The sequence below is a fragment of the Allobosea sp. 05T439 genome (assembly GCF_056396005.1).
In genome coordinates this window covers 20899-40194 of record NZ_JBFTKP010000009.1, presented here as the reverse complement: position 1 = coordinate 40194, position 19296 = coordinate 20899, and the positions used below count along the sequence as shown (strand labels likewise).

The window sequence follows — 19296 nt, the reverse complement described above, 5'->3', positions numbered from 1 at the left end:
GCTCAGCGCATCATCCCATCGATGGTGCGCCTGACGCCGCCGACCATCAGCTCCCAGTCGGCGATGACGGCGCGCGGGAAGCGGATGTTCACGTCAAGTCCGCGATGCCGGAAGGTGACGCGGCAGAGTTCGTCGAGAGGGGCGGGGCCGGTGTTCACCGGGCAGCGCGCTGCAAAGCCTCGCCCATCCGGGACCGAAACGTAGAGCTCGTCGCCCTCATAGGGTGAGCCCTTGCGGAACCCGCGTACGACAAGCCCGCCCGGATTGGACCAGACCGTCGGAGTCAGGAAGCGGGCATAGACCGAGAGCTGTGTCGCCGGCTCGTTGACCTTGTCGGGCGGGCTCAACGTGACCAGTAGCTTGCGTCGGCTTTGGGCGGTCACGGGACCGAAACTCGGCCAGTCGAGACGCAGCCGGGTCATGCCGACCACCCGCTCGCTGTCTTCCTGTTCGGAGCCGGCCAGATCCTGGGGAACCAGAAGCGAGACCTGGCCGACGCGCGCCGGCTGGTGCTGGGTCACAGGAGCTGCCGCCAGGCGATGGCCGTAGAGAGCGTATCCGGTTGCTGCGGCGGCAACCAGCAGGATCGCGCCGGCCGCCTTCCAGAGCGCGCCGTCAGCGCGAGGCAGGGGCGGCGGCGGCCGATTCAGGCGTGCGCGGACCACGGTCGTGAGGCCGGCGGCGCGTTGGGGCGAATGGTGCGCGTATGCGGTCAAGATCCAAGCACCTCGATAACAGGTGCCAGTGACTGAATCAGACGCGCCTTAATGCTMCGTAAACCATGCGGATTGCGCGAGGATTGCCGCGCGGCGCAAGGGTTAACCATCGCTAACGAGATTTCTTCACACTTCGTAAACCATGCGGCACAGTGCAGGTGCGTTCTCGCCCGGAGCCGTGACGTTGCGTATCGAACCCGCTGCCGTCGAGGCACTCCAGTCCCTGTTCATCGGCTTTGCCTTTGCCGGGCTGATGGCGAGCGCCTTCGAGCTGTTCACCGAGAAGCGTGCTGATTTTCAACTGCTGCAGACGGGAGGGTTGGCCGCGGTCGCGAGCGTGCCGGTCGTCGTCTTCAGCGCGCCGTTTCTCATCCTTCGCAATACCGTGAGGGGCCGCCGCAGCGATGGCCGGCCCTTTGCCTTCGTCATGCTGGCGAGCATGGCGGCGTCTCTCTGGAGCGTCGCCTCGGGGCGCGTGGTGCTCGACCTGCTGCATTACGTCGGCGGCGCTTGACGGGGCGGCCGGCCGACCTGCAATCCTCGCGGCAGGTTTGCAGAAGGATGATCCGCCCATGCCGCTCTATTCGCTCGACGGGACTGCCCCCGAATGCCCCGCCGCAGGCCAGTGGTGGCTTGCGCCCGATGCGCATGTGATCGGCAGGGTGAAGCTCGCAGCCGGCGTCGGAATCTGGTTCGGCGCAGTGCTGCGTGGCGACAATGAATGGATCGAAATCGGCGAAGGCAGCAATATCCAGGAGGGCTGCGTCCTGCACACCGATATGGGCTCGCCGCTGCGCGTCGGAGCCGGCTGCACCATCGGCCACCGGGCGATCCTGCATGGCTGCATCATCGGAGAGAACAGCCTGATCGGGATGGGCGCGACGGTACTGAACGGCGCGAAAATCGGCCGCAACAGCCTGGTCGGCGCCAATGCTCTCGTGACCGAGGGCAAGGAGTTTCCGGAGAACTCGCTGATCGTCGGGTCTCCCGCCCGCGCCATCCGCACGCTCGACGAGGCGGCGATTGCCGGCATTGCAGGCTCGGCCCGTGCCTATGTCGCGCGCTGGAAGCAGTTTGCCGTCGGGCTCAAGCAGATCGGCTGAAGCAGCGGCCCGAAGGGCGGATTGCGGTTTTCAGGAAGGCCGGCGCACACGCAGAAGTTCAGATCCTCGGTCCGGGTACGATATCTGGTCCGATCATCCAACCGCACCGGCCAGGGCCGGAAACGAGACGGGCCGACGCCTCGGGGGGAAGCGTCGGCCCTATGGCGAAACCCGGCCTGGGGACGGGGTGGGGTGGGGACGTGACCGAGCCTCGCCGTCCATGTGGCCGCGGCAGCCTGGTGCTGCGGCCAATCTTGTTCGTCTTCAGCGAGCCGAAGCGACAGTCGGCGTCGAGAGTCCGCCGAGCGAGGTCCAACCCGTCTGATACTGCGACTCGCGCTTGACGTAGACGTAGCCGGTCTGGCTCCACGGCAGGATCGCGTTGCGCTTGTTGTCGAGCACATAATCACCGCGATCCGTACGGATCATCAGCACGGCGTGGCCGGCATTTTCCTCGTCGATCACGACGGTCATCAACATGGCGCGACGGGGCACACCGGCTTCGGCAAGACGCTTGCGCTTGAGCAGGGCGTAATCCTCGCAGTCGCCCTTGCCGTCGGTCGGGATGTCCCAGCGATCGACGACGCCCCAGTGGTCCTGGTCCGTGATCGCTTCGATCTCCCGATTTGTCTTGTTGTTGAGAGCAATAATCGTCTTCCAGAGCTTTGGCGTCATCTCGACACGCTCGGGCTCCTGAGTATTGACCGCGCATTCGACCGGATTGCGCTTGCAGAAATCCGTCCAGGCATAAGGCGCCCGGGCATCGCCCGAAGCTGCAATCGGCATGGCGGCGGCCGGTAGAGCCGCAACCTGTTGGGCCTGAACCGATGAAATTCCAGCAACTGCGATCAGCGCAGCCAGAACTGTACCCCGATGAATAGAAAGCATGTCGTCCCCTTTCCTGTCCCTGGGGCAGACGATGCGTGAGGCAGATGGATGTCGCTTGAAATGGAAACAAGCAATTTTATGTAATCAGGCGCTACGTATTCGGATCATCTGACAGTATAAATCAACGCCAAATGCCGAAGTAAGAAATGTGAGCGCTGCGTTCTCGATTCGTTAACTGTGGCAGGTCTGAATGTTGTGGGCAGGTTTCATTAACGCTGTGGGGAAACGCGACGAGGCGCGCCCCCGACTGAGGGCAGCGAGCTGTCCCTCATGTCACACTCCGCTCAGGCGAGGCGTACGGCCGGAATCCGTAGACGAGCCCATGTGGGGGGCGCTCCGGCATGGCGCTTGGATTTCAGCGCGTCGCCCCGACGCCGCACGTTGAGACATCGACGGGCTGACACCCCGGCCTAGGTCCCGAAACAGCCAGACCACGCTGACGCCCGGGCGTCATGCATGAGACGATGTCTTGAAAGAGAGAGGGGGCGATGGGCCGCCCGGATCAGAGCTCGAGATTCTCGTCGAGCACATCGGCAGAGAGCGGGAAGCGGAACTCCGCCGCGTAGCCGCTATCGAACCGGCGGACGACCTTGGCTGCCGTGCCGCCGATCTTGACCGGCGTGTTGATCGGTAGTTGCTGCTCGGTTGAAAAGGCGACGCCCGACAACGAGATGTCGATCACCCGCACGACGTGCTCCGAACCGTCATCGAGCGTCAGCATCGAGCGGGGATTGCGCGGAATGATGCGCTCGTGACGCCGATCCTCCGGCAGTCCCAGTTCATCGCGATTGGCCAGCCATGTCAGCTGGGCGGTGAATTTCTCGCGCTTGCGGCTGGTCGCGGTGATGGTCATCGCGAAGCCTTCCAGCGTGGTGCGGACGGCAATGCCCTCAATACGGCCGAGATGTTCGAGATAGACGATGACCCGCTCGCCGGGATGGGCCTTGGCGGGGGCGACGAGATGCAGGCCGCCCGGGGAGATGTCGACCGTCTGGCAAGGGTATTCCATGCGGTTCGGAAGCATGTAGCGTCCGAGCAGCACGACCTTCATACGCTGATGCCGCCTGCGCTCGACAGGGCGGATGGCCGGACGGGAGGTGTGCTGCGCACTAAGCATCGGATCAGCCTGATTTGGGCCGACCCTAGCGGCGGGAGGGTTAACGATACGTTAGATCTTCAGTTTCTGCCGCCCGGAAGGACCAGGAATTTTGGCGGCATGACGCGTGCAACGGGTTCAGGCGCACGCTGGCTATGGGCCGACGGCCACAGCATCCGGAGCGAGATCATGCGCATGGAGGCCAAGGTGTCGAGCCCAAGCCATTCCGGCGTCAGGGCGGGCGAGAGCGCCCCGAGAACGCGTGCATGGGTCCGACCGCGATAGCGCAGCGGCAGCAACAGCAGTTCGAGATAGACCGGAGAGCCGTTCATGGTCTCGGCCGAGAGGCCAGCGACGGCGCCGGCGGATTCATCCATCACGGTTTGCACGAGGCGGCGCATTTCGCCCTGGGCTTCCACGTCCGGCCAGAGTGCGGCAAAGGCGCGTCCGCGCAGTTCGCTGCCGAAGAGCGCACAGAGCCGCGTGCCGGCCAGCCGAAAGACGGGCCCGATCGGCTCATTCTCGAGAACGAACGTGTCGGCGAGGGCATGACGCAGCGCACCTGGCTCGATCTCGCCCCGTTCCGGCGCGGAACGCTCGCCGCGCAGCACGTCCCAGTAATCGAACACAAGGCGGGTGCTCATGTTTTTCATTCTGACATCCTGTCCTGTCTGCGTACGCCGCAAGTCCGAATACGTGTCGTAAGGACACATATTCGTCAGAGCGCGGGACGTTTCGGTCCCTGCCGAATCGCGAGACGCAGTGGGCATGCCGTCTTGCCATGGGGGGCGGACAGGACGACGGGCGCAGGCTCGTTAGGGTTAACGAAATCTTAGCATTGTGGATAACCCGTTAAAATGCTTATCAAATGCAAGCCAATTCGAGGGCCGGCCGCGAGGTGGGCCCTGGGGTCATTCGGGGTGAATGGGGGGCGTGACCGTGCTGCCGATGCTTCGCGCAGCGGCAGGGCCACAGCCGAGAAGGGGGAGGGCCGGTGGCTCTCCCCTTTTTCATTCGGCCCGCGCAAAAGGAAGCATCGGCCGGCTTGCGTCGCAGGTGCAGCTTCGGCAAGGGTTGCGTAGCATGTCCCAGATTCCTGCCGGCCCGTCGGCCCCGCCAGAGCGCGAACCGATCCTGAACCTGCCATCCGCCGTCGTCTGGCTGATCGCCGCACTCGCGCTGATCCAGGCCGGGCGCTCCGTGCTGTCGGAATATGACGACTTCGTCCTGATGTCCTGGCTCGCTTTCGTGCCGGCACGGCTGAGCCTCTGGCTCGACCCCAGCCGTGCGCAGGACATGCTCGCCGAGTTGACGCAAAGGATGGCCGGGCAGGATCTGGCGGACCGGTTGCAGCTTGTGCGGTTGCTGATTGCCGATGGCGGCCCACGCCTCTGGACCTTGCTCACCTATGGTCTGCTGCACGGCTCCTGGGTGCATCTGCTATCAAATGTCGTCTGGCTTGCGGCCTTCGGCAGTCCGGTGGCGCGTCGCCTCGGAACCGGGCGCTTTCTCAATCTGATGGCGCTTTCGACGATCGGCGGCGCTCTGCTGCACTGGTGGTCACGCGATCTCGATGTGCTGCCTTTGGTTGGCGCCTCGGCGGCCGTTTCAGGGGCGACTGCCGCCGCGATCCGCTTCGTCTTCGCACCTGGCTTGCGCTTTGGTGGGTTGGCGGATGACGCCGTGGTGCGCTCGATTCCTGCGGAACCTTTCGGGCATCTCTGGCGCAATCCACGCGCCCTGATCTTCATCGTGATCTGGTTCGCCACGAATTTCCTGTTCGGCGCCGGGCTGGTTCCGATCCTGGGCGAGGACACCAGCATTGCCTGGGAGGCGCATATCGGCGGCTTTCTCGTCGGACTGCTGCTGTTCCCGCTGCTCGATCCCGGCGCGGTACGGCGCTGAGGGGGCCCGAAGCCGCCAATCTGCCCGCGGCTTCGCGCCATTCGCCTTGCCGTCGCCCCGGTCTTCGCCCACACTCCCGGTTCTGCGAAGGGCTTGCGACGGCCTCTTTGGCGACTTGACCCGTCATCGGCCGGGCAACGCTCCCGTTGATTTCGCGCGCCAGGGCGATGGTGCGCCAAACAGGAGGAACGCGTTCATGAACGTCGCGCAGATTCTCGGTAACAAGGGGCACGATGTCATCTCGGTGCAGCCGCATCGTACGCTCGCCGAGGCAATCCGCACGCTTGGCGAGAAGCGTATCGGCGCAGTCGTGGTCGCTGGCGCCGACGGCAGCTTGCTCGGAATCCTGTCCGAAAGAGACATCATCCGCGCTCTTGCCGAAACTGGGACGGCCGCATTGGAGAGCCCGGTCTCGCGGATCATGACGGCCAAGGTCGTTACCTGCCGCCATGAGACCAGCGTTGATGAGTTGATGGAGCTGATGACGGTGGGCCGCTTCCGCCATGTTCCGGTGCTTGAGAACGGGCGGGTCACGGGGATCGTCTCGATCGGGGACGTCGTGAAGCACCGTGTCGCCGAGATCGAGGCCGAGAGCCGGGCCATGCGGGATTACATCGCGATGGCCTGAGGCCGGTCTGCCCTGCAGAGCGAGCAGCCCGGATCAGTCGGCCGCGATGTGATTGCTCGCGACCATGGCCGCGATCTCGTCGAGCGCGCGCCGTGCGGCGACGCGGCCGAGTTCCATGGCCTCATCGGCCCGATGGAAATCGAACAGGCCGACCTTGGCGAGCTTGGGCCCGATCATGACGTCGGGCGGATCGCCGGCCAGCCGCGAGCGCGAGATGCGATCCTGGGTGATGTTGAAGGCATCGACCATCACGCCGGCGAGCCCGGGCTGATCGTTGCTGGCGCGGCCAAGGAAGCCGCGCATGCGCCGTGCCGCACCGCTGATGCCGTCCAGCCAGCGCGAAGTCGGGCGAATGTCGAGCTCGGGCAGGGGTTCGGGGTCCGGATCCGAGCTGTGGTTCTGGATGGTGGTGCCGCGTCCCGAGAGGTCGCTGTTGAGGTTGACGCAGATCACGACATCGGCGCCAAGCGCGCGTGCGGCGGTGACTGGCACAGGGTTGACCAGGGCGCCGTCCATCAACCAGCGCCCGCCGAGCTTCACCGGATCGAAGACGCCGGGCAGCGCGTAGGAGGCACGCAGGGCCTCGACGAGTGGGCCATGGGTCAGCCAGATTTCGTGGCCCGTGCCGAGTTCTGTCGCCACTGCGACGAAGCGCTGCGGCAGGGCCTCGATGCGGATGCCGACAAGGTCGCGTTCAAGCAGGCGCTTCAGGCGACCACCGGAGATGAGGCCCGCGCCACCGATGTGGAAGTCCATCAGTCCGACGACACGGCGCTTGGTCAGGCCCATCGCGAATTCGGTCAGCGCCGGCAGCTTTCCCGCGGAAAAGCAGCCGCCGACCACGGCGCCGATCGATGTTCCGGCAATGACATCGGGGGCGAAGCCCGCTTCCGTCAGGACCTCGATTACGCCGATATGGGCCCAGCCGCGCGCAGCTCCACCACCGAGAGCAAGGCCGATCCTTGGTCTGCTGCTGCGCCGCAGCAGCGGTTCGATACTAAGGTCATTCATAGAGGCCACGCCGCCGCCCATTCCAAAGGCCCGTCGAGCAATACCATCCCATAACATGATCCCGACCCTCCGCGGGTGGATCATCGTCTCGCGAGAAAGTGAGGAGAACCTGAATCACACGCGCGACGGTTGCGCCTAACAAGCGGATTTGACAGAAAAATGTTAGATTGGTGAAAGGATTGCCAACGCGGCCCTGCATCACGTGGCGAGCAAGGTGAGAGGTTCGACTGCGGCATCGCGCAGCGGCTTCACCCGGTAAAAGCACGAGTGCCGGCCCGTGTGGCAGCACCCGCCATCGCCCGCGACCTTCACCTTCAGCCAAATGGCATCCTGGTCGCAGTCGACGCGCATCTCGAGGATGGTCTGGACCTGTCCGGAGGTGGCGCCCTTGTGCCAGAGCTCCTTGCGCGAGCGCGACCAGTACCAGGCTTCCCCCGTCGCGATGCTGCGTTGAAGGGCTTCGGCGTTCATATGGGCGACCATCAGGAGTTCGCCCGTCTCGGCGTCGGTCGTCACGCAGGTGACGAGGCCGCTGGTGTCGAAGCGCGGCGCCAGCGTCGTGCCTTCCTCGAGCGCATGCTTGTCGGACAAAACGGGGAAGCTGGACATTGGCGGCTCCGCAGCAGGACAGGGCGCATCTCGCGAGGCGCCCCTTATCATGGTGGCGGTGGTTATCGCCAATGCTGCGTCGCGCCAATCCTACAGGCCAGGTGACTTGACCATGGTGAAGAAGCGGACCTGTTCGGCAGGGTCCTTGAACACGCCGGTATATTGCGTGGTCAGCGTCGATGAGCCTTGCTTCAGCACGCCCCGCATCGACATGCACATGTGCTCGGCCTCCACCAGAACGGCGACGCCGCGCGGTTCGAGCGCCTTGTCGATGATCCGGGCAATCTGCGCCGTCATGGCCTCCTGGGTCTGGAGGCGCCGAGCGTAGACATCGACGATGCGGGCCAGCTTCGACAGGCCGACAACGCCCTTCGCGGGGTAGTAGCCGATATGCGCCTTGCCGACGAAAGGCACCATGTGGTGCTCGCAATGCGAATGGAAGGGGATGTCGCGGACGAGGACCATGTCCTGATAGTTGTCGACCTCCTCGAAGACCCGGTCGAGGATCTCGTCGGGATTTTCGGAGTAGCCCCTGTAGAATTCCTTGTAGGCCTTGGCGACGCGCTGCGGCGTTTCAAGCAGGCCTTCGCGGGAGGGGTCGTCGCCCGCCCACAGAAGGAGGGTACGCACAGCCTCCTCGGCCTGCTCCTGGGTCGGACGCCTGTCTGGAAACTTGTCAGCGGAGGGGCTGAGAGCCCTCTCGACGGACAAGGACTTAACCACAGGGATCATGTGGTGCCTCCCGTTACGGTTCGTGTCCCAAGGCCTAGCGATGCAGATTCGGCGGGTCGCCGTGACATCGCGTCGCCTCGTAAGAATTGCGACAAGTTCTGCTCCTGCGGCATCATCGGGCGCCACCCATCTCCCGCACGCAGGCGTTCCACCCTATATTGGAACCGCGCGCCGGTCATTCCAGAGCCGGCGAGGACCAAGTCATGCTGAGCGACGTCTACAACAAACGCATCCTGGAACTGGCAGGAAACATCCCGCTGCTCGAGCGATTGCCGACGCCGGACGCGACTGCGACCGCGCATTCCAGGCTGTGCGGCTCCACCGTCACCGTCGATCTGACGATGGACGGCGATGTCGTCACCGGCTTCGGGCATGACGTCAAAGCCTGCGCGCTTGGGCAGGCGTCCTCCTCGATCATGGCGCGCCAGGTCATCGGGTCCACGGCCGGCGAACTTCGCGCGGTTCGCGAGCAGGCGCGTGCGATCCTGAAGGAGAATGCCGAGCCGCCCGCGGGCAAGTGGAGCGATCTCGCCGTTCTGGTGCCGGTGCGCGACTATAAGGCACGCCATGCCTCGACCATGCTGACCTTCGATGCCGTGGTCGACGCGATCGGTCAGATCGAGGCGGCGCGCGAGGCCGCGGCGCCGGCAGCCAAGGTTGCGGCGCTCAGGTGAGCCCCAGCGACTTTCGGATTTCGGGACGTGTTTCGTCGAAGCGCTGCCTGAAGGCTCGGTCCGCCAGAAGCGCATCGGCAACGTGTCGGCCGACCTTCTCGCCCGCCACGAGGTCGCTGGCATAATGGAAGCCGCAAACCAGCCGGCTCTCGCCATAGCTTGTGACGCGCTCCGCGAACTTGTCCTTCAGCTCCGGGGCAGCATCGCTGAGCAGTGCGGCATAGAGTGCGGCAGTCGCGGCATGGCCGGCGGGGAAGGAGGTCCCTTCCGGCCTGCCGCCGGGGCAGGGCTTGACCCTGACCTTGTTCCACATCGCAAAGGGCCGCGTCCGCGACGTCAGGCGGCGCACGCTGAGGAGCACGATGCCGAGTTCGATATTCGCTTCGCGAAAAAGCAGGCGAACCTCGCGGTGCTCGGAGAGGTGGGCGTCGATTCCCATGCCTTCGAGAAAGCGATTGAGCGTCTGATATTGATCCGCGATCGCGGCTTTCTCGCGCTCCGGCGTCCGATTCAGCGTGATCTGAAGAACCTCTTCGAACTCCTTCCTGTGCTCGGGCGAGTTCATTGCCGGGGGCAGGCCGATGATCTTGGCGACATCGATCTTGCCGGGCTCAAGCCAGAGGAGGCTGTTCCGCTGCTGGGCAGGCGCTGATGTCAGCGACAAAAGCAAGGCAGCGGGAACCAGAATGGAGGTCGCGCCGATGCGGAAACGGGAGGCCGATCGCGGAGCGGAGCAAAGCATGAGCGAATCTCAAAATGAAACAGGTAATGACGAAGAATGATGAAATGACATCGGTGCGCGTGTTGTCACGTCTTTTTGCGCGTGCACCACGTTCTGGCGCGCATTGGTTGATCCGCGGTTACCAGCTGAGCATCTCGATGCTGATTGGACGCCAATGCCGGCATTGGCCGAGCTGCTCGAGTTACACGGATGAGGCGATCCAGCGCTTCGGGCTCTGGCGCGGTGGCTGGGTCGGTGCCGCGCGGATCTGCCGCTGTACGCCGCTCGGCACCAGCGGCATCGATCTCGTCTGCGAGGAATTGCCGCCGAACTCCGCCTGGTACCAGCCCTGGTCCTATGGTCGCTGGCGCGGCGTGAATGCCCCGCCTCCGCTCGACGAGTGATCCTGCTACATCGATTGCCTGCGGCTGCCGGCTGGTATAGGCGAGGCGGGCGAAATCGGCTCGATCCCACTCGGCGCTTCGCAAAGCGTGAAGCCCTTGAACCGGATGCGGGTCTTCACGCGTTTCCCCGAACAGTATCCGGCCTTGGCTTACGGGGTTCGTTTCCCCGAGTGAGCAGGAGCGCGATCGATGACGATCTCCCTGACCTTTCCTGATGGCGCCACGCGCGAGTTTCCTTCCGGCATCACCGGAAAGGAGATTGCCGGCGGCATTTCCCCCTCTCTGCTGAAGCGCACCGTCGCCATGGCGCTCGACGGCACCGTCGTCGATCTCGGCGATGCAATCGACCGCGATGCGAAGATCGAGTTCCTCAACCGCGAGGATCCGCGCGCGCTCGAGTTGATCCGCCATGATTGCGCCCACGTGCTCGCCGAAGCCGTGCAGGAACTCTATCCCGGCACGCAGGTCACCATCGGCCCGGTGATCGAGAACGGCTTCTTCTACGATTTTTTCCGGAACGAGCCGTTCTCTCCAGAGGATTTCGCGCCGATCGAGAAGAAGATGCGCGAGATCATCGCGCGCGACAAAGCCTTCACCAAGGAAGAGTGGAGCCGCGACAGGGCCAAGCAATTCTTCCGCGACAAGGGTGAGGCCTTCAAGGTCGAGCTCGTCGATGCGATCCCGGAAGACCAGACCCTGAAGATGTACGCTCAGGGTGACTGGATCGACCTCTGCCGCGGGCCGCACATGACCTCGGTCGGCAAGGTCGGCAACGCCTTCAAACTGATGAAGGTGGCTGGCGCCTATTGGCGCGGTGACAGCAACAATCCGATGCTGACGCGGATCTACGGCACCGCCTTCGCCAAGCAGGAGGAGCTCGACGCGCATCTCAAGCAGATCGAGGAGGCGGAGAAGCGCGACCACCGCAAGCTCGGCCGGGAAATGGACCTGTTCCATTTCCAGGAGGAAGGGCCGGGCGTCGTCTTCTGGCACTCGAAGGGCTGGCGCCTGTTCCAGGAGATCATCGCCTATATGCGCCGGCGGCTCGCCGCCGATTACGAGGAGGTCAATGCGCCGCAGATCCTCGACAAGTCGCTCTGGGAAACCTCAGGCCACTGGGGCTGGTATCAGGACAACATGTTCGCGGTGAAATCGGCCGGCGCGCTCGAGCATCCGAATGATCCGGAGAAGGACCAGCGCATGTTCGCGCTGAAGCCGATGAACTGCCCCGGCCATGTCCAGATCTTCAAGCATGGGCTCAAGAGCTATCGCGACCTGCCGATCCGGCTCGCCGAGTTCGGCGCGGTCCATCGCTATGAGCCCTCTGGCGCGCTGCATGGGCTGATGCGTGTGCGCGGCTTCACGCAGGACGACGCGCACATCTTCTGCGCTGAAAACGACCTGGCGGCGGAGTGTCTGAAGATCAATGACCTGATCCTCTCGGTCTATGCCGATTTCGGCTTTACCGACGATCTCGTCATCAAGCTTTCGACCCGTCCGGAGAAGCGCGTCGGTACCGATGCGATGTGGGACCACGCCGAAGACGTGATGACGAAGGTGCTGGATCTGATCGCCCGGCAATCCGGCAACCGGATCAAGACGGAGATCAACCCGGGTGAGGGCGCCTTCTACGGCCCCAAGTTCGAGTATGTCCTTCGCGATGCGATCGGGCGCGACTGGCAGTGCGGCACGACACAGGTCGACTTCAACCTGCCGGAGCGCTTCKGCGCCTTCTATATCGGCTCCGATGGCGAGAAGAAGACGCCGAGCATGGTGCACCGCGCGATCTGCGGTTCGCTGGAGCGCTTCACCGGCATCCTGATCGAACATCATGCCGGCCATTTTCCGCTCTGGCTCGCGCCGGAACAGATCCTGGTCTGTCCGATCACCTCCGAGGCGGATGCCTATGCCGAGCAGGTCACGATTGCCTGTATGAACCAGGGTCTCAGGGCACGTGCCGATCTTCGCAACGAGAAGATCAGCTACAAGGTGCGGGAGCACTCGCTTGCCAAGGTCCCGGTGATTCTGGCCGTCGGCAAGCGCGAGGCCGAGGAGCGCACGGTGACCGTGCGCCGTCTCGGCAGCCAGCAGCAGACGGTGATGAGCCTGGACGAGGCACTCGTGGCCTTCACGACCGAGGCGATGCCTCCGGATCTGGTTCGCCGCAGGGCCGAGATGGCAGCATCCTGAAGACGCTCGTTCATGCGGGGCTCGCCAAATCCGGGCCCCGCATGCCAGAGTGCCGGGGATGCTGACGGGATCTTATCGCAAGCGGCTCGAAGCCGATTTGAGTCGCTGGGTCGCTGAGGGGCTTGTCAGCTCCGACAGTGCGACCGCAATTCGTGGCTCGCTGCGGCGCGACGGGGGCTTTCGGCTTCCGGGGCTGCTCGGAATGCTGGGCGGGTTGCTCATCGCGGCAAGCGTTGCAGCCTTCGTCGCGGCGAACTGGGAGGAGATTCCGCGGCTGACGAAGCTGGCAATGATCCTGGCCAGTATCGTGGTCGCTCTCGGGATTTCAGCCAGCCTCGAGATCCGAGGTTCCAAGCTTGGTGCTGATGCCGCCTCGACCTGCGGTGTCCTCTGTTTTGCCGCCGGTGTCGCTCTGGTMGGCCAGATGTATCATTTGCCGACGGATTGGCCGGGGGGGGCGCTCCTGATCGCGCTCGGCGCATTGGCCGTCGCGTTTCTGCAGCGCTCGGACGGTGCTCTGATCGTTGCGTTCATCGCTCTGGCAAGCTGGAGCTGGGGGCGCTGGCAGGATAGCGGCGGCTCGCTCCAGTTCTATTTCCTGCTCGGCTATCTGCCGGCGCTGTGGTTGGCATTGGGGCGCCGGGCCCGGCTCGTGCATCATGTCGCCGTCCTCTCGCTCGCGTGCTGGCTGGCGCTCGTGCCCGGTGACTGGCTGCGTGGCTCCTTCGACTACTGGCTCCTGGCCTATGGGCTCGCGCTCTCGACCTCCTATATCGTGCTCGGTGCGGTGGCGCTGGATCGCGGCGGGCCGACTCTTCTGAGCGCCTGCCTGCCCTGGGGGCTGCTCGGGCTGATGGTGGTGCTCAATGTTGAGCTGATCCGCATCCTCGATTCCAGCTGGTCGCGGGGCGGGCACGCGAGCTGGCCGGTCTATCTCGCCTATGCCGTCGTTGTCCCTGGCGTGTGCGCCTTCGTTGCGTTGGCGCGCGAGCGGCGTTTTGCTGTTCCTCTGGGCATCGCTCTCCTGTTTGCACTTTTGGTGCCGACGATCTTCTGGATGGGTGGTGCGATGCGCCTGTCCGGCAAGGTCGTGGTGGCGAGCCTCGTCCTTGCGAGCGCCGTGGGGTTGATTGCCGCCGGAGCGATCGGCGGAGTCCGGCGTCTGGTCGTTGCCGGTGCGGCATTGTTCGGTGTCGCCATCCTGATCCTGCTTTGGCAGACCATCGGCAGCCTGCTCGACCAGTCGCTGTTCTTCCTGATCGCAGGCGCGGTGCTGCTGCTGCTTGCCAGTGGTGCGCGACGGCTCTTCGCGCGCCTTGCCCGGCCGGTGGGGGAGGTGGCGTGATGGGCGCGCTCGTCGCCGACCGGATCGTTGCCCGCGTGCCGGCGACCTTGCGGGCCCTCGTCTCGATGATCGTGCTCTGCGGCGCGATCGGGATGCTTGTCGAAGGCCGAGCCCGCATCCTGCGTTCCGGCAGCGAGGTGAGGTTGAGGACGGCGCCAGTCGATCCGCGTGACCTGTTTCGAGGTGATTACGTCATCTTGAATTACGATATCAGCACGCTCGATCTTGCCGGCCTCCAGGGGGACCGCGACTTCAGCCGCGGCGATCCCATCCATGTGCAGCTCACCCCTGGCACCGATGGCTTCGCCCGGCCGGTCGGAGCCTACAAGATCAGGCCGCCGACAAGCGGGTCGGATGTGGTGATCGAGGGCCATGTGCTCACCACTGGCGTGTGCCCGCGAGCGGAGAACGGGATCGTTGATTGCTCACGAACCCGCAACGGAATGCGTGTCGCCTATGGGCTCGAGAGCTACTTCGTGCCGCAAGGGACCGGGCTCGCGATCGAGCGCACGGAACGCAGCAGGCTGGAAGTCGTTGCGGCCGTCGCACCCTCGGGCAGTTCTGCGATCAAGCGGCTGCTGATCGACGGCAGACTGGTCCACGCCGAGCCACCCTTCTAGGGCTGGCTCGCGTCGGCATTGCCTTGGGGCAATGCGAGGCCGCGTTCGAATATCAATAGAATCAAGGCGTTCACGGCGAAGCCCCGCTCGGTCGCGGAGTCGTGATTGATCGATCCGCCGGCTTTCCAGCAGGCACGCGACGGCTGCCATCTTCCGCGCATATTCCGGAGACACATAGATGTGATCCCGCTTCCCCATGGCGGCCGCATCGATAGCGTTATATGAACGTGAGATGAACGGAATCAGCAGAATCCGTTCATGCTTGGCCCGGCCTTGGCGGTCCGGGTGGTTGGCCTGAAACACCGATGGCCGTGTTCCTCGCGTTCCGGAGAAGCTGCTGGTGTCGCATTTCCCGTCCTTCGGGCACTACCTTCTTCGCGGCGCGGGTGCGCTGGCTGCGAGACCGGTGGGACGCGACATGCGGATCGATGCCGTCCGCGGGCTCGCCCTGCTGGTCATCTTCATCAATCACATGCCGGGAAACGTCGTTGCTGCCGTGATGCCGCATAATTTCGGCTTCTCGGATGCGGCCGACATCTTTGTTCTCCTGGCTGGCGTCTCGGCCACGCTCGCCTATGGCTCGGTCATCGAGCGCCGTGGTCTCGGCATGGGAGCGCTCCGTATCGGCGGCCGTATCTGGACGCTCTACATCGCCCATATCGCAGTTTTCGTGATCGTCTGCGGGGTTGTGGCGCGGGCTGTAACGACCACCCAGAACCCGCTCTATATCGAGGCGATCAATATCCAGCCCTTCTTCAACGACACGCTCTCGGCACTGGTGGATGCGCTGACGCTGACCTACCAGCCGAATTATCTCGACATCCTGCCGCTCTATATCGTGCTGCTGGCCGCCTTTCCGCTGATCTATCGGGCCGTGCGCTTCAATCCTGCGCTGGCGCTCCTGGGTTCGGTGTTGATCTGGCAGGTCGCGGTCACTTTCGAGGTGAATCTGCCGAATACGGGTACGCCGGGCTGGTTCTTCAATCCCTTCGCCTGGCAGCTCGTCTTCACGCTCGGCGTGGTGGTCGGCCGCGGTGTGCAGATGGGCGTCGTCATGCCGAGGTCAGCCATCATCGATGCCCTCGCATTTGCTGTTGTCGGGCTCGCCCTGATCATCAAGGTTTCAGCGGGAAATCCGTTTGGCATTACCGCCTTGAACGAATGGATCGAGAACCTGCAGATCGGCAGTGACAAGACCAATCTGGCCTGGACCCGCCTGCTGCATCTGGCGGCTCTCACCTGGCTCTTCGTGCGTTTCGTGCCGGCGCAGTCGGCGCTGGTTTGCGGAGTGGTTGGGCGGCGACTTGCAGTATTGGGCCGGCATTCCCTTGAGATCTTTTGCACCGGTATCGTCCTCGCGATTATCGGACAGATCATTCTGGCGGAAACCTATTTCGCCTTGAGCATTCAGTTGCTGGTTTGTCTCGGTGGCATTACGATACTGACAGTGCTAGGAAATTTCCTGTCGTGGTATCAGTCCAACGCGCTCCGTGGTTCCGCAGAGAAGCCGGCTTCCGGGCTGCACAGTTCTGCGCCGCAATCCTGACGACCGCACTTGTCACCAGTTCCGTTCAGGCCGGGCCCCTGACGCTTGCCGGTCGGGCCGATCTGCGCTGCCGTTCGGGAGCAGCCCAGTTTCCCTTCCAACCGATGCTGCCGGCCGCCAAGCGGGTTCTTCGGGACACAGGCAAGCTCACCATCGTTGCGCTCGGTTCGTCGGCCACCGCCGGAGCCGGGGCAAGCGAGATCAGCCACAGTTACCCCGCGGTTCTCGAGGCCGAGCTCAAGCGCCGGCTGCCCGAGGCCGAGGTCAAGGTCGTCAACAAGGGTGTTGGCGGCCAGTCGGCCTATGACATGCTGCAGCGGATAGACACTGAGGTCCTGGAAGAGAAGCCGGCGCTGGTGATCTGGCAGACGGCGGTCAACGACGCCGTCCGCGACATCGGCGAGGAGAAGCTGGCGAAAATCCTGCGGAAGGGAATTCGCAAGCTCCGCGATGCCGATGTCGACACCGTCCTGATCGATCTGCCTTGGCTGCCGCGCGAAGAGCGCTATCCGAAATATGACGACTACCGGGCTGTCCTGGCAAAGGTCGCGGAGGAGCAGGGTGCTGCGGTGTTCCCGCGCTACGGCATCATGAAGAGCTGGGCGAGATCAAAGCAGTTCACGGCCGAGGAACTCGTTGGCATGGACGGGCTCCATATGGTCGATGCGGGCTATCGCTGCCTCGCCGTCAGAATCGCGGACGGGATTGCCGCCGAGCTGACAGGGGCCAAGCTCGGCCTCGCGGAAGCTCCCAGCGCCAGCAACTGAGCATTGCGGCTGCGGTCCTCCCGGCGGAGGACGGGTTCACTTCGTGGCGATGACCTCGATATCGCGATCGAGTCCGCTCTCGACCTTGAAGTCCTTCGAGAAGATCTGGCCTTCCTGACGTGCAATCAGCACGTAGTCGCCTTCGGCCAGGATCACTTGCGGGAAGGCACCGATGGCTTCGCGAATGACGTCGCCGCCGGGTGTAAGCACGCTGAAGGCGGTGCCGGCGAAGGCCTCGCCGCCGGGAGACGCGACGAGCTTCAGCGTTACCCGCGCGGCCCGGTGGTGCAGGGTGGCGTCGGTGACCTTCCCCGATTCCACGGTCACATCCGCGCGCTGGATCGCGTTGGAATCGCCGTAAGTCGAGACCACGTGATAGGTGCCTTCAGGCAAGCGGATCAGCTCGCCTGCCTTGGCATTGCCGACGAGGCGACCTTCCGAGTTCCCCTGCAACGGCACGAAGATCGAGAATGAAAGCTGCGCCGCCTGGATCGGTGTCTCGCCGATCGAGCCTGCGAGGGTGAGGCCGCCGGCGCTGATCGGAATCTGTTCGCGCGTTCCTTGCGGGCCGAGCACCACCCGCTTGGTGCCGCTGGCGAAGCCATAGGCCGCGTGCAGCACATAGGAGCCAGGCTCGAGGGAGAACACCGGTTCCGCATCATTCGAGCGGGCGACGATGCGTGGCGGCGAGCCGTCGACGGACTCGACGAGGACGCGCCAGACGAGGCCGGAGCGGATCGGCTTGCGGTCATTAGCGAATTGCGCGCTGGCGCTGAGATTGGCCGAGCCGACCGTCGCGGTGCTTCCCGGCGCCGGCGGGGGGGAGATCTCCGGGATATTCGGTGGCGAGGGTGACAGCGGAACGATCTGTGCGATCGCAGCCGTTAGGGAGAGGAGCAGCGCGAGGGCAGCCGATGACAGGCGCGCGAGCATTCGCGCGCACGGCGCGCTGGTCGGGGCCCGTCTCTGGAAACGATCCAATTCAAACATGCTCATGGTCCTTGACGCCCTTGCGCCCGCGTCTGAGCAGGCTTGCTTGTCCTCTTCATGGCAAACCACTAGTTCAGATGCCAATAGCGCTGGCGGCCCCATAGGCTCTGCCGGCCGTTTCTCTCGCCCGGAAGTCTCATGACCGATACGCTCGCCCTGCTCAAGCTGCGCCGTTCGGTGCCGCCGCAATTCCTGTCTGCTCCCGGCCCCAGCGCCGACCAACTCCGCGACCTGTTGACCATTGGCACGCGTGTGCCCGATCACGGCAAGCTTGCGCCGTGGCGCTTCGTTCTGTTCGAGGGCGCTGCCCGCGAGACGGCCGCCGATGTGGTCGCAAAGGTGTTTCGCGCCAGGAATCCTGATGCCGACGACGAGAAGGTGGCGTTCGAGCGGAAGCGCCTGACCCATGCGCCGCTGATCATCGGCGTGGTCTCGCGTGCGCGGCCTCATGTCAAAATTCCGGAATGGGAGCAGGAGCTTTCCGCCGGGGCCGTCTGCATGAACATCCTCGTGGCTGCTCACGCGATGGGTTTCGGTGCTTCCTGGCTGACCAACTGGTTTTCGTTCGACCGCGACGTGCTCTCTGCGTTCGGCCTCGCTGATGATGAGCGCATGGCAGGCTTCATCCATATCGGCACGCCCGAAACCGTCCCCGCCGACCGGGACCGGCCGGTGCTCGCCGACATCGTCAGCAATTACGGGGCCTGAGCCGATGATCTACTCGACCGCGCTCCAGGACCACGGCCTGCCGCACGACCCGTTCAAGGCGATCGTGACGCCGCGTCCGATCGGCTGGATCACGGCGCTGAGTGCCAAGGGCGAGATCAATCTCTCGCCCTACAGTTTTTTCAACGCCGTCTCGTCGCGGCCGCACATCGTGATGTTCTCCTCCGAGGACAAGAAGGACGCGGTTTCCTTCATCGAGGAGACGGGCGAGTTCACCTGCTCGCTGGTCACCAAGGCACTGGCGCAGCAGATGAACCTGACATCGGCGCCGCTGCCGCGCGGGGCGAGCGAATACGAGCATTCCGGGCTCGCAATGGCCGAGTCAAGATTCGTCAAGGCTCCGCGTGTCGCCGGCAGCCCGGCCGCGCTCGAGTGCAAGCTGCTCTCCATCCAGCAGCTCAAGGATCTCGACGACAAGCCGGTGCCGCGCTGGATGGTGCTGGGTCAGGTCGTCGGGATCTTCATGGATGACGCCTATGTCCGGGACGGACGTTTCGACACGGCGGCGGCCCATCCGATCGCCCGCTGCGGCTATGCGGACTATGCCGAGGTCGACCACCTGTTCTCGATCATCCGCCCGACCGGCGGCTGAGCAGGGCCCGTGCCGCGGCCGCCGGACGAGGAT

Annotated in this window: 22 protein-coding genes; 13 read left to right on the top strand and 9 right to left on the bottom strand. The window is 64.3% G+C overall.

Going from position 1 to position 19296, the window contains the following annotated elements; translation table 11 throughout:
• Positions 1-2: 2 nt before the first annotated feature.
• A complete protein-coding gene (locus tag AC1DIO_RS12575) occupies positions 3-716 on the bottom strand; it encodes a hypothetical protein (RefSeq protein ID WP_441491406.1) in 714 nt (237 codons plus the stop codon).
• A gap of 184 nt (positions 717-900) precedes the next feature.
• Here AC1DIO_RS12575 and AC1DIO_RS12570 point away from each other — a divergent pair, with 184 nt between their 5' ends.
• The gene (locus tag AC1DIO_RS12570; protein WP_069882633.1) at positions 901-1230 is read left to right on the top strand and encodes a DUF6949 family protein; all 330 of its coding nucleotides are present in this window, start codon (positions 901-903) and stop codon (positions 1228-1230) included.
• 58 nt (positions 1231-1288) lie between these two features.
• Positions 1289-1819: a gamma carbonic anhydrase family protein gene (locus tag AC1DIO_RS12565; protein WP_441491405.1), complete on the top strand. Its 531-nt coding sequence runs from the start codon at positions 1289-1291 to the stop codon at positions 1817-1819.
• A gap of 264 nt (positions 1820-2083) precedes the next feature.
• Here the strand turns inward: AC1DIO_RS12565 and AC1DIO_RS12560 are convergent, their stop codons facing one another.
• The 3 genes from AC1DIO_RS12560 to AC1DIO_RS12550 form a co-directional block, all read right to left on the bottom strand.
• Positions 2084-2707, bottom strand: coding sequence for a transglutaminase-like cysteine peptidase (locus tag AC1DIO_RS12560; protein ID WP_069880063.1), 624 nt, complete (start codon positions 2705-2707; stop codon positions 2084-2086).
• 502 nt (positions 2708-3209) lie between these two features.
• Positions 3210-3824, bottom strand: a complete 615-nt coding sequence (locus AC1DIO_RS12555) for a PilZ domain-containing protein (protein WP_476853466.1) — start codon at positions 3822-3824, stop codon at positions 3210-3212.
• 59 nt (positions 3825-3883) lie between these two features.
• Positions 3884-4447, bottom strand: coding sequence for a PAS domain-containing protein (locus tag AC1DIO_RS12550; protein ID WP_441491403.1), 564 nt, complete (start codon positions 4445-4447; stop codon positions 3884-3886).
• A 439-nt stretch (positions 4448-4886) separates the two neighbouring features.
• On the opposite strand from AC1DIO_RS12550, the gene AC1DIO_RS12545 reads away from it, so the two are divergent.
• Positions 4887-5708: a rhomboid family intramembrane serine protease gene (locus AC1DIO_RS12545; protein WP_476853465.1), complete on the top strand. Its 822-nt coding sequence runs from the start codon at positions 4887-4889 to the stop codon at positions 5706-5708.
• Positions 5709-5904: 196 nt separating this feature from the next.
• Positions 5905-6336, top strand: a complete 432-nt coding sequence (locus AC1DIO_RS12540) for a CBS domain-containing protein (RefSeq protein WP_441491401.1) — start codon at positions 5905-5907, stop codon at positions 6334-6336.
• A gap of 33 nt (positions 6337-6369) precedes the next feature.
• Here the strand turns inward: AC1DIO_RS12540 and AC1DIO_RS12535 are convergent, their stop codons facing one another.
• From AC1DIO_RS12535 to folE, 3 genes are all read right to left on the bottom strand, one after another.
• A complete protein-coding gene (locus AC1DIO_RS12535) occupies positions 6370-7347 on the bottom strand; it encodes a patatin-like phospholipase family protein (protein ID WP_441491400.1) in 978 nt (325 codons plus the stop codon).
• Positions 7348-7545: 198 nt separating this feature from the next.
• Complete coding sequence (gene hisI / locus AC1DIO_RS12530; protein ID WP_441491399.1) at positions 7546-7956, bottom strand: phosphoribosyl-AMP cyclohydrolase; 411 nt, start codon at positions 7954-7956, stop codon at positions 7546-7548.
• Between the two features lie 90 nt (positions 7957-8046).
• Entirely contained in the window at positions 8047-8688 is a 642-nt protein-coding gene (gene folE, locus AC1DIO_RS12525; RefSeq protein ID WP_441491398.1) for a GTP cyclohydrolase I FolE, read from the bottom strand.
• Positions 8689-8891: 203 nt separating this feature from the next.
• Between folE and AC1DIO_RS12520 the strand changes: the two genes are divergently transcribed.
• Positions 8892-9362, top strand: coding sequence for an iron-sulfur cluster assembly scaffold protein (locus tag AC1DIO_RS12520; protein ID WP_441491397.1), 471 nt, complete (start codon positions 8892-8894; stop codon positions 9360-9362).
• Here the strand turns inward: AC1DIO_RS12520 and AC1DIO_RS12515 are convergent.
• Positions 9355-10104 (bottom strand): phosphatase PAP2 family protein, encoded by a 750-nt coding sequence (locus AC1DIO_RS12515; RefSeq protein WP_441491396.1) that lies wholly within the window; start codon positions 10102-10104, stop codon positions 9355-9357. The genes AC1DIO_RS12520 and AC1DIO_RS12515 overlap by 8 nt on opposite strands.
• 44 nt (positions 10105-10148) lie before the next feature.
• Between AC1DIO_RS12515 and yidD the strand changes: the two genes are divergently transcribed.
• From yidD to AC1DIO_RS12485, 6 genes are all read left to right on the top strand, one after another.
• Positions 10149-10487, top strand: coding sequence for a membrane protein insertion efficiency factor YidD (gene yidD, locus AC1DIO_RS12510; RefSeq protein WP_441506287.1), 339 nt, complete (start codon positions 10149-10151; stop codon positions 10485-10487).
• Positions 10488-10676: 189 nt separating this feature from the next.
• A complete protein-coding gene (gene thrS, locus AC1DIO_RS12505; RefSeq protein ID WP_476853464.1) occupies positions 10677-12677 on the top strand; it encodes a threonine--tRNA ligase in 2001 nt (666 codons plus the stop codon).
• Between the two features lie 58 nt (positions 12678-12735).
• Complete coding sequence (locus AC1DIO_RS12500) at positions 12736-14022, top strand: DUF2157 domain-containing protein (RefSeq protein ID WP_441506157.1); 1287 nt, start codon at positions 12736-12738, stop codon at positions 14020-14022.
• Entirely contained in the window at positions 14022-14642 is a 621-nt protein-coding gene (locus AC1DIO_RS12495; RefSeq protein ID WP_441506156.1) for a GDYXXLXY domain-containing protein, read from the top strand. The genes AC1DIO_RS12500 and AC1DIO_RS12495 overlap by 1 nt, the downstream gene beginning before the upstream one ends.
• A 340-nt stretch (positions 14643-14982) precedes the next feature.
• Complete coding sequence (locus AC1DIO_RS12490; protein ID WP_441491392.1) at positions 14983-16188, top strand: OpgC family protein; 1206 nt, start codon at positions 14983-14985, stop codon at positions 16186-16188.
• Entirely contained in the window at positions 16110-16955 is an 846-nt protein-coding gene (locus AC1DIO_RS12485; RefSeq protein WP_441506155.1) for an SGNH/GDSL hydrolase family protein, read from the top strand. The genes AC1DIO_RS12490 and AC1DIO_RS12485 overlap by 79 nt, the downstream gene beginning before the upstream one ends.
• A gap of 36 nt (positions 16956-16991) precedes the next feature.
• On the opposite strand, the gene AC1DIO_RS12480 is transcribed toward AC1DIO_RS12485, so the two are convergent.
• Complete coding sequence (locus AC1DIO_RS12480) at positions 16992-17888, bottom strand: hypothetical protein (protein WP_441491390.1); 897 nt, start codon at positions 17886-17888, stop codon at positions 16992-16994.
• A 195-nt stretch (positions 17889-18083) separates the two neighbouring features.
• On the opposite strand from AC1DIO_RS12480, the gene AC1DIO_RS12475 reads away from it, so the two are divergent.
• A complete protein-coding gene (locus AC1DIO_RS12475) occupies positions 18084-18653 on the top strand; it encodes a nitroreductase family protein (RefSeq protein ID WP_441506154.1) in 570 nt (189 codons plus the stop codon).
• Between the two features lie 4 nt (positions 18654-18657).
• Positions 18658-19263, top strand: a complete 606-nt coding sequence (locus AC1DIO_RS12470; protein WP_441506153.1) for a flavin reductase family protein — start codon at positions 18658-18660, stop codon at positions 19261-19263.
• Positions 19264-19296 lie beyond the last annotated feature (33 nt).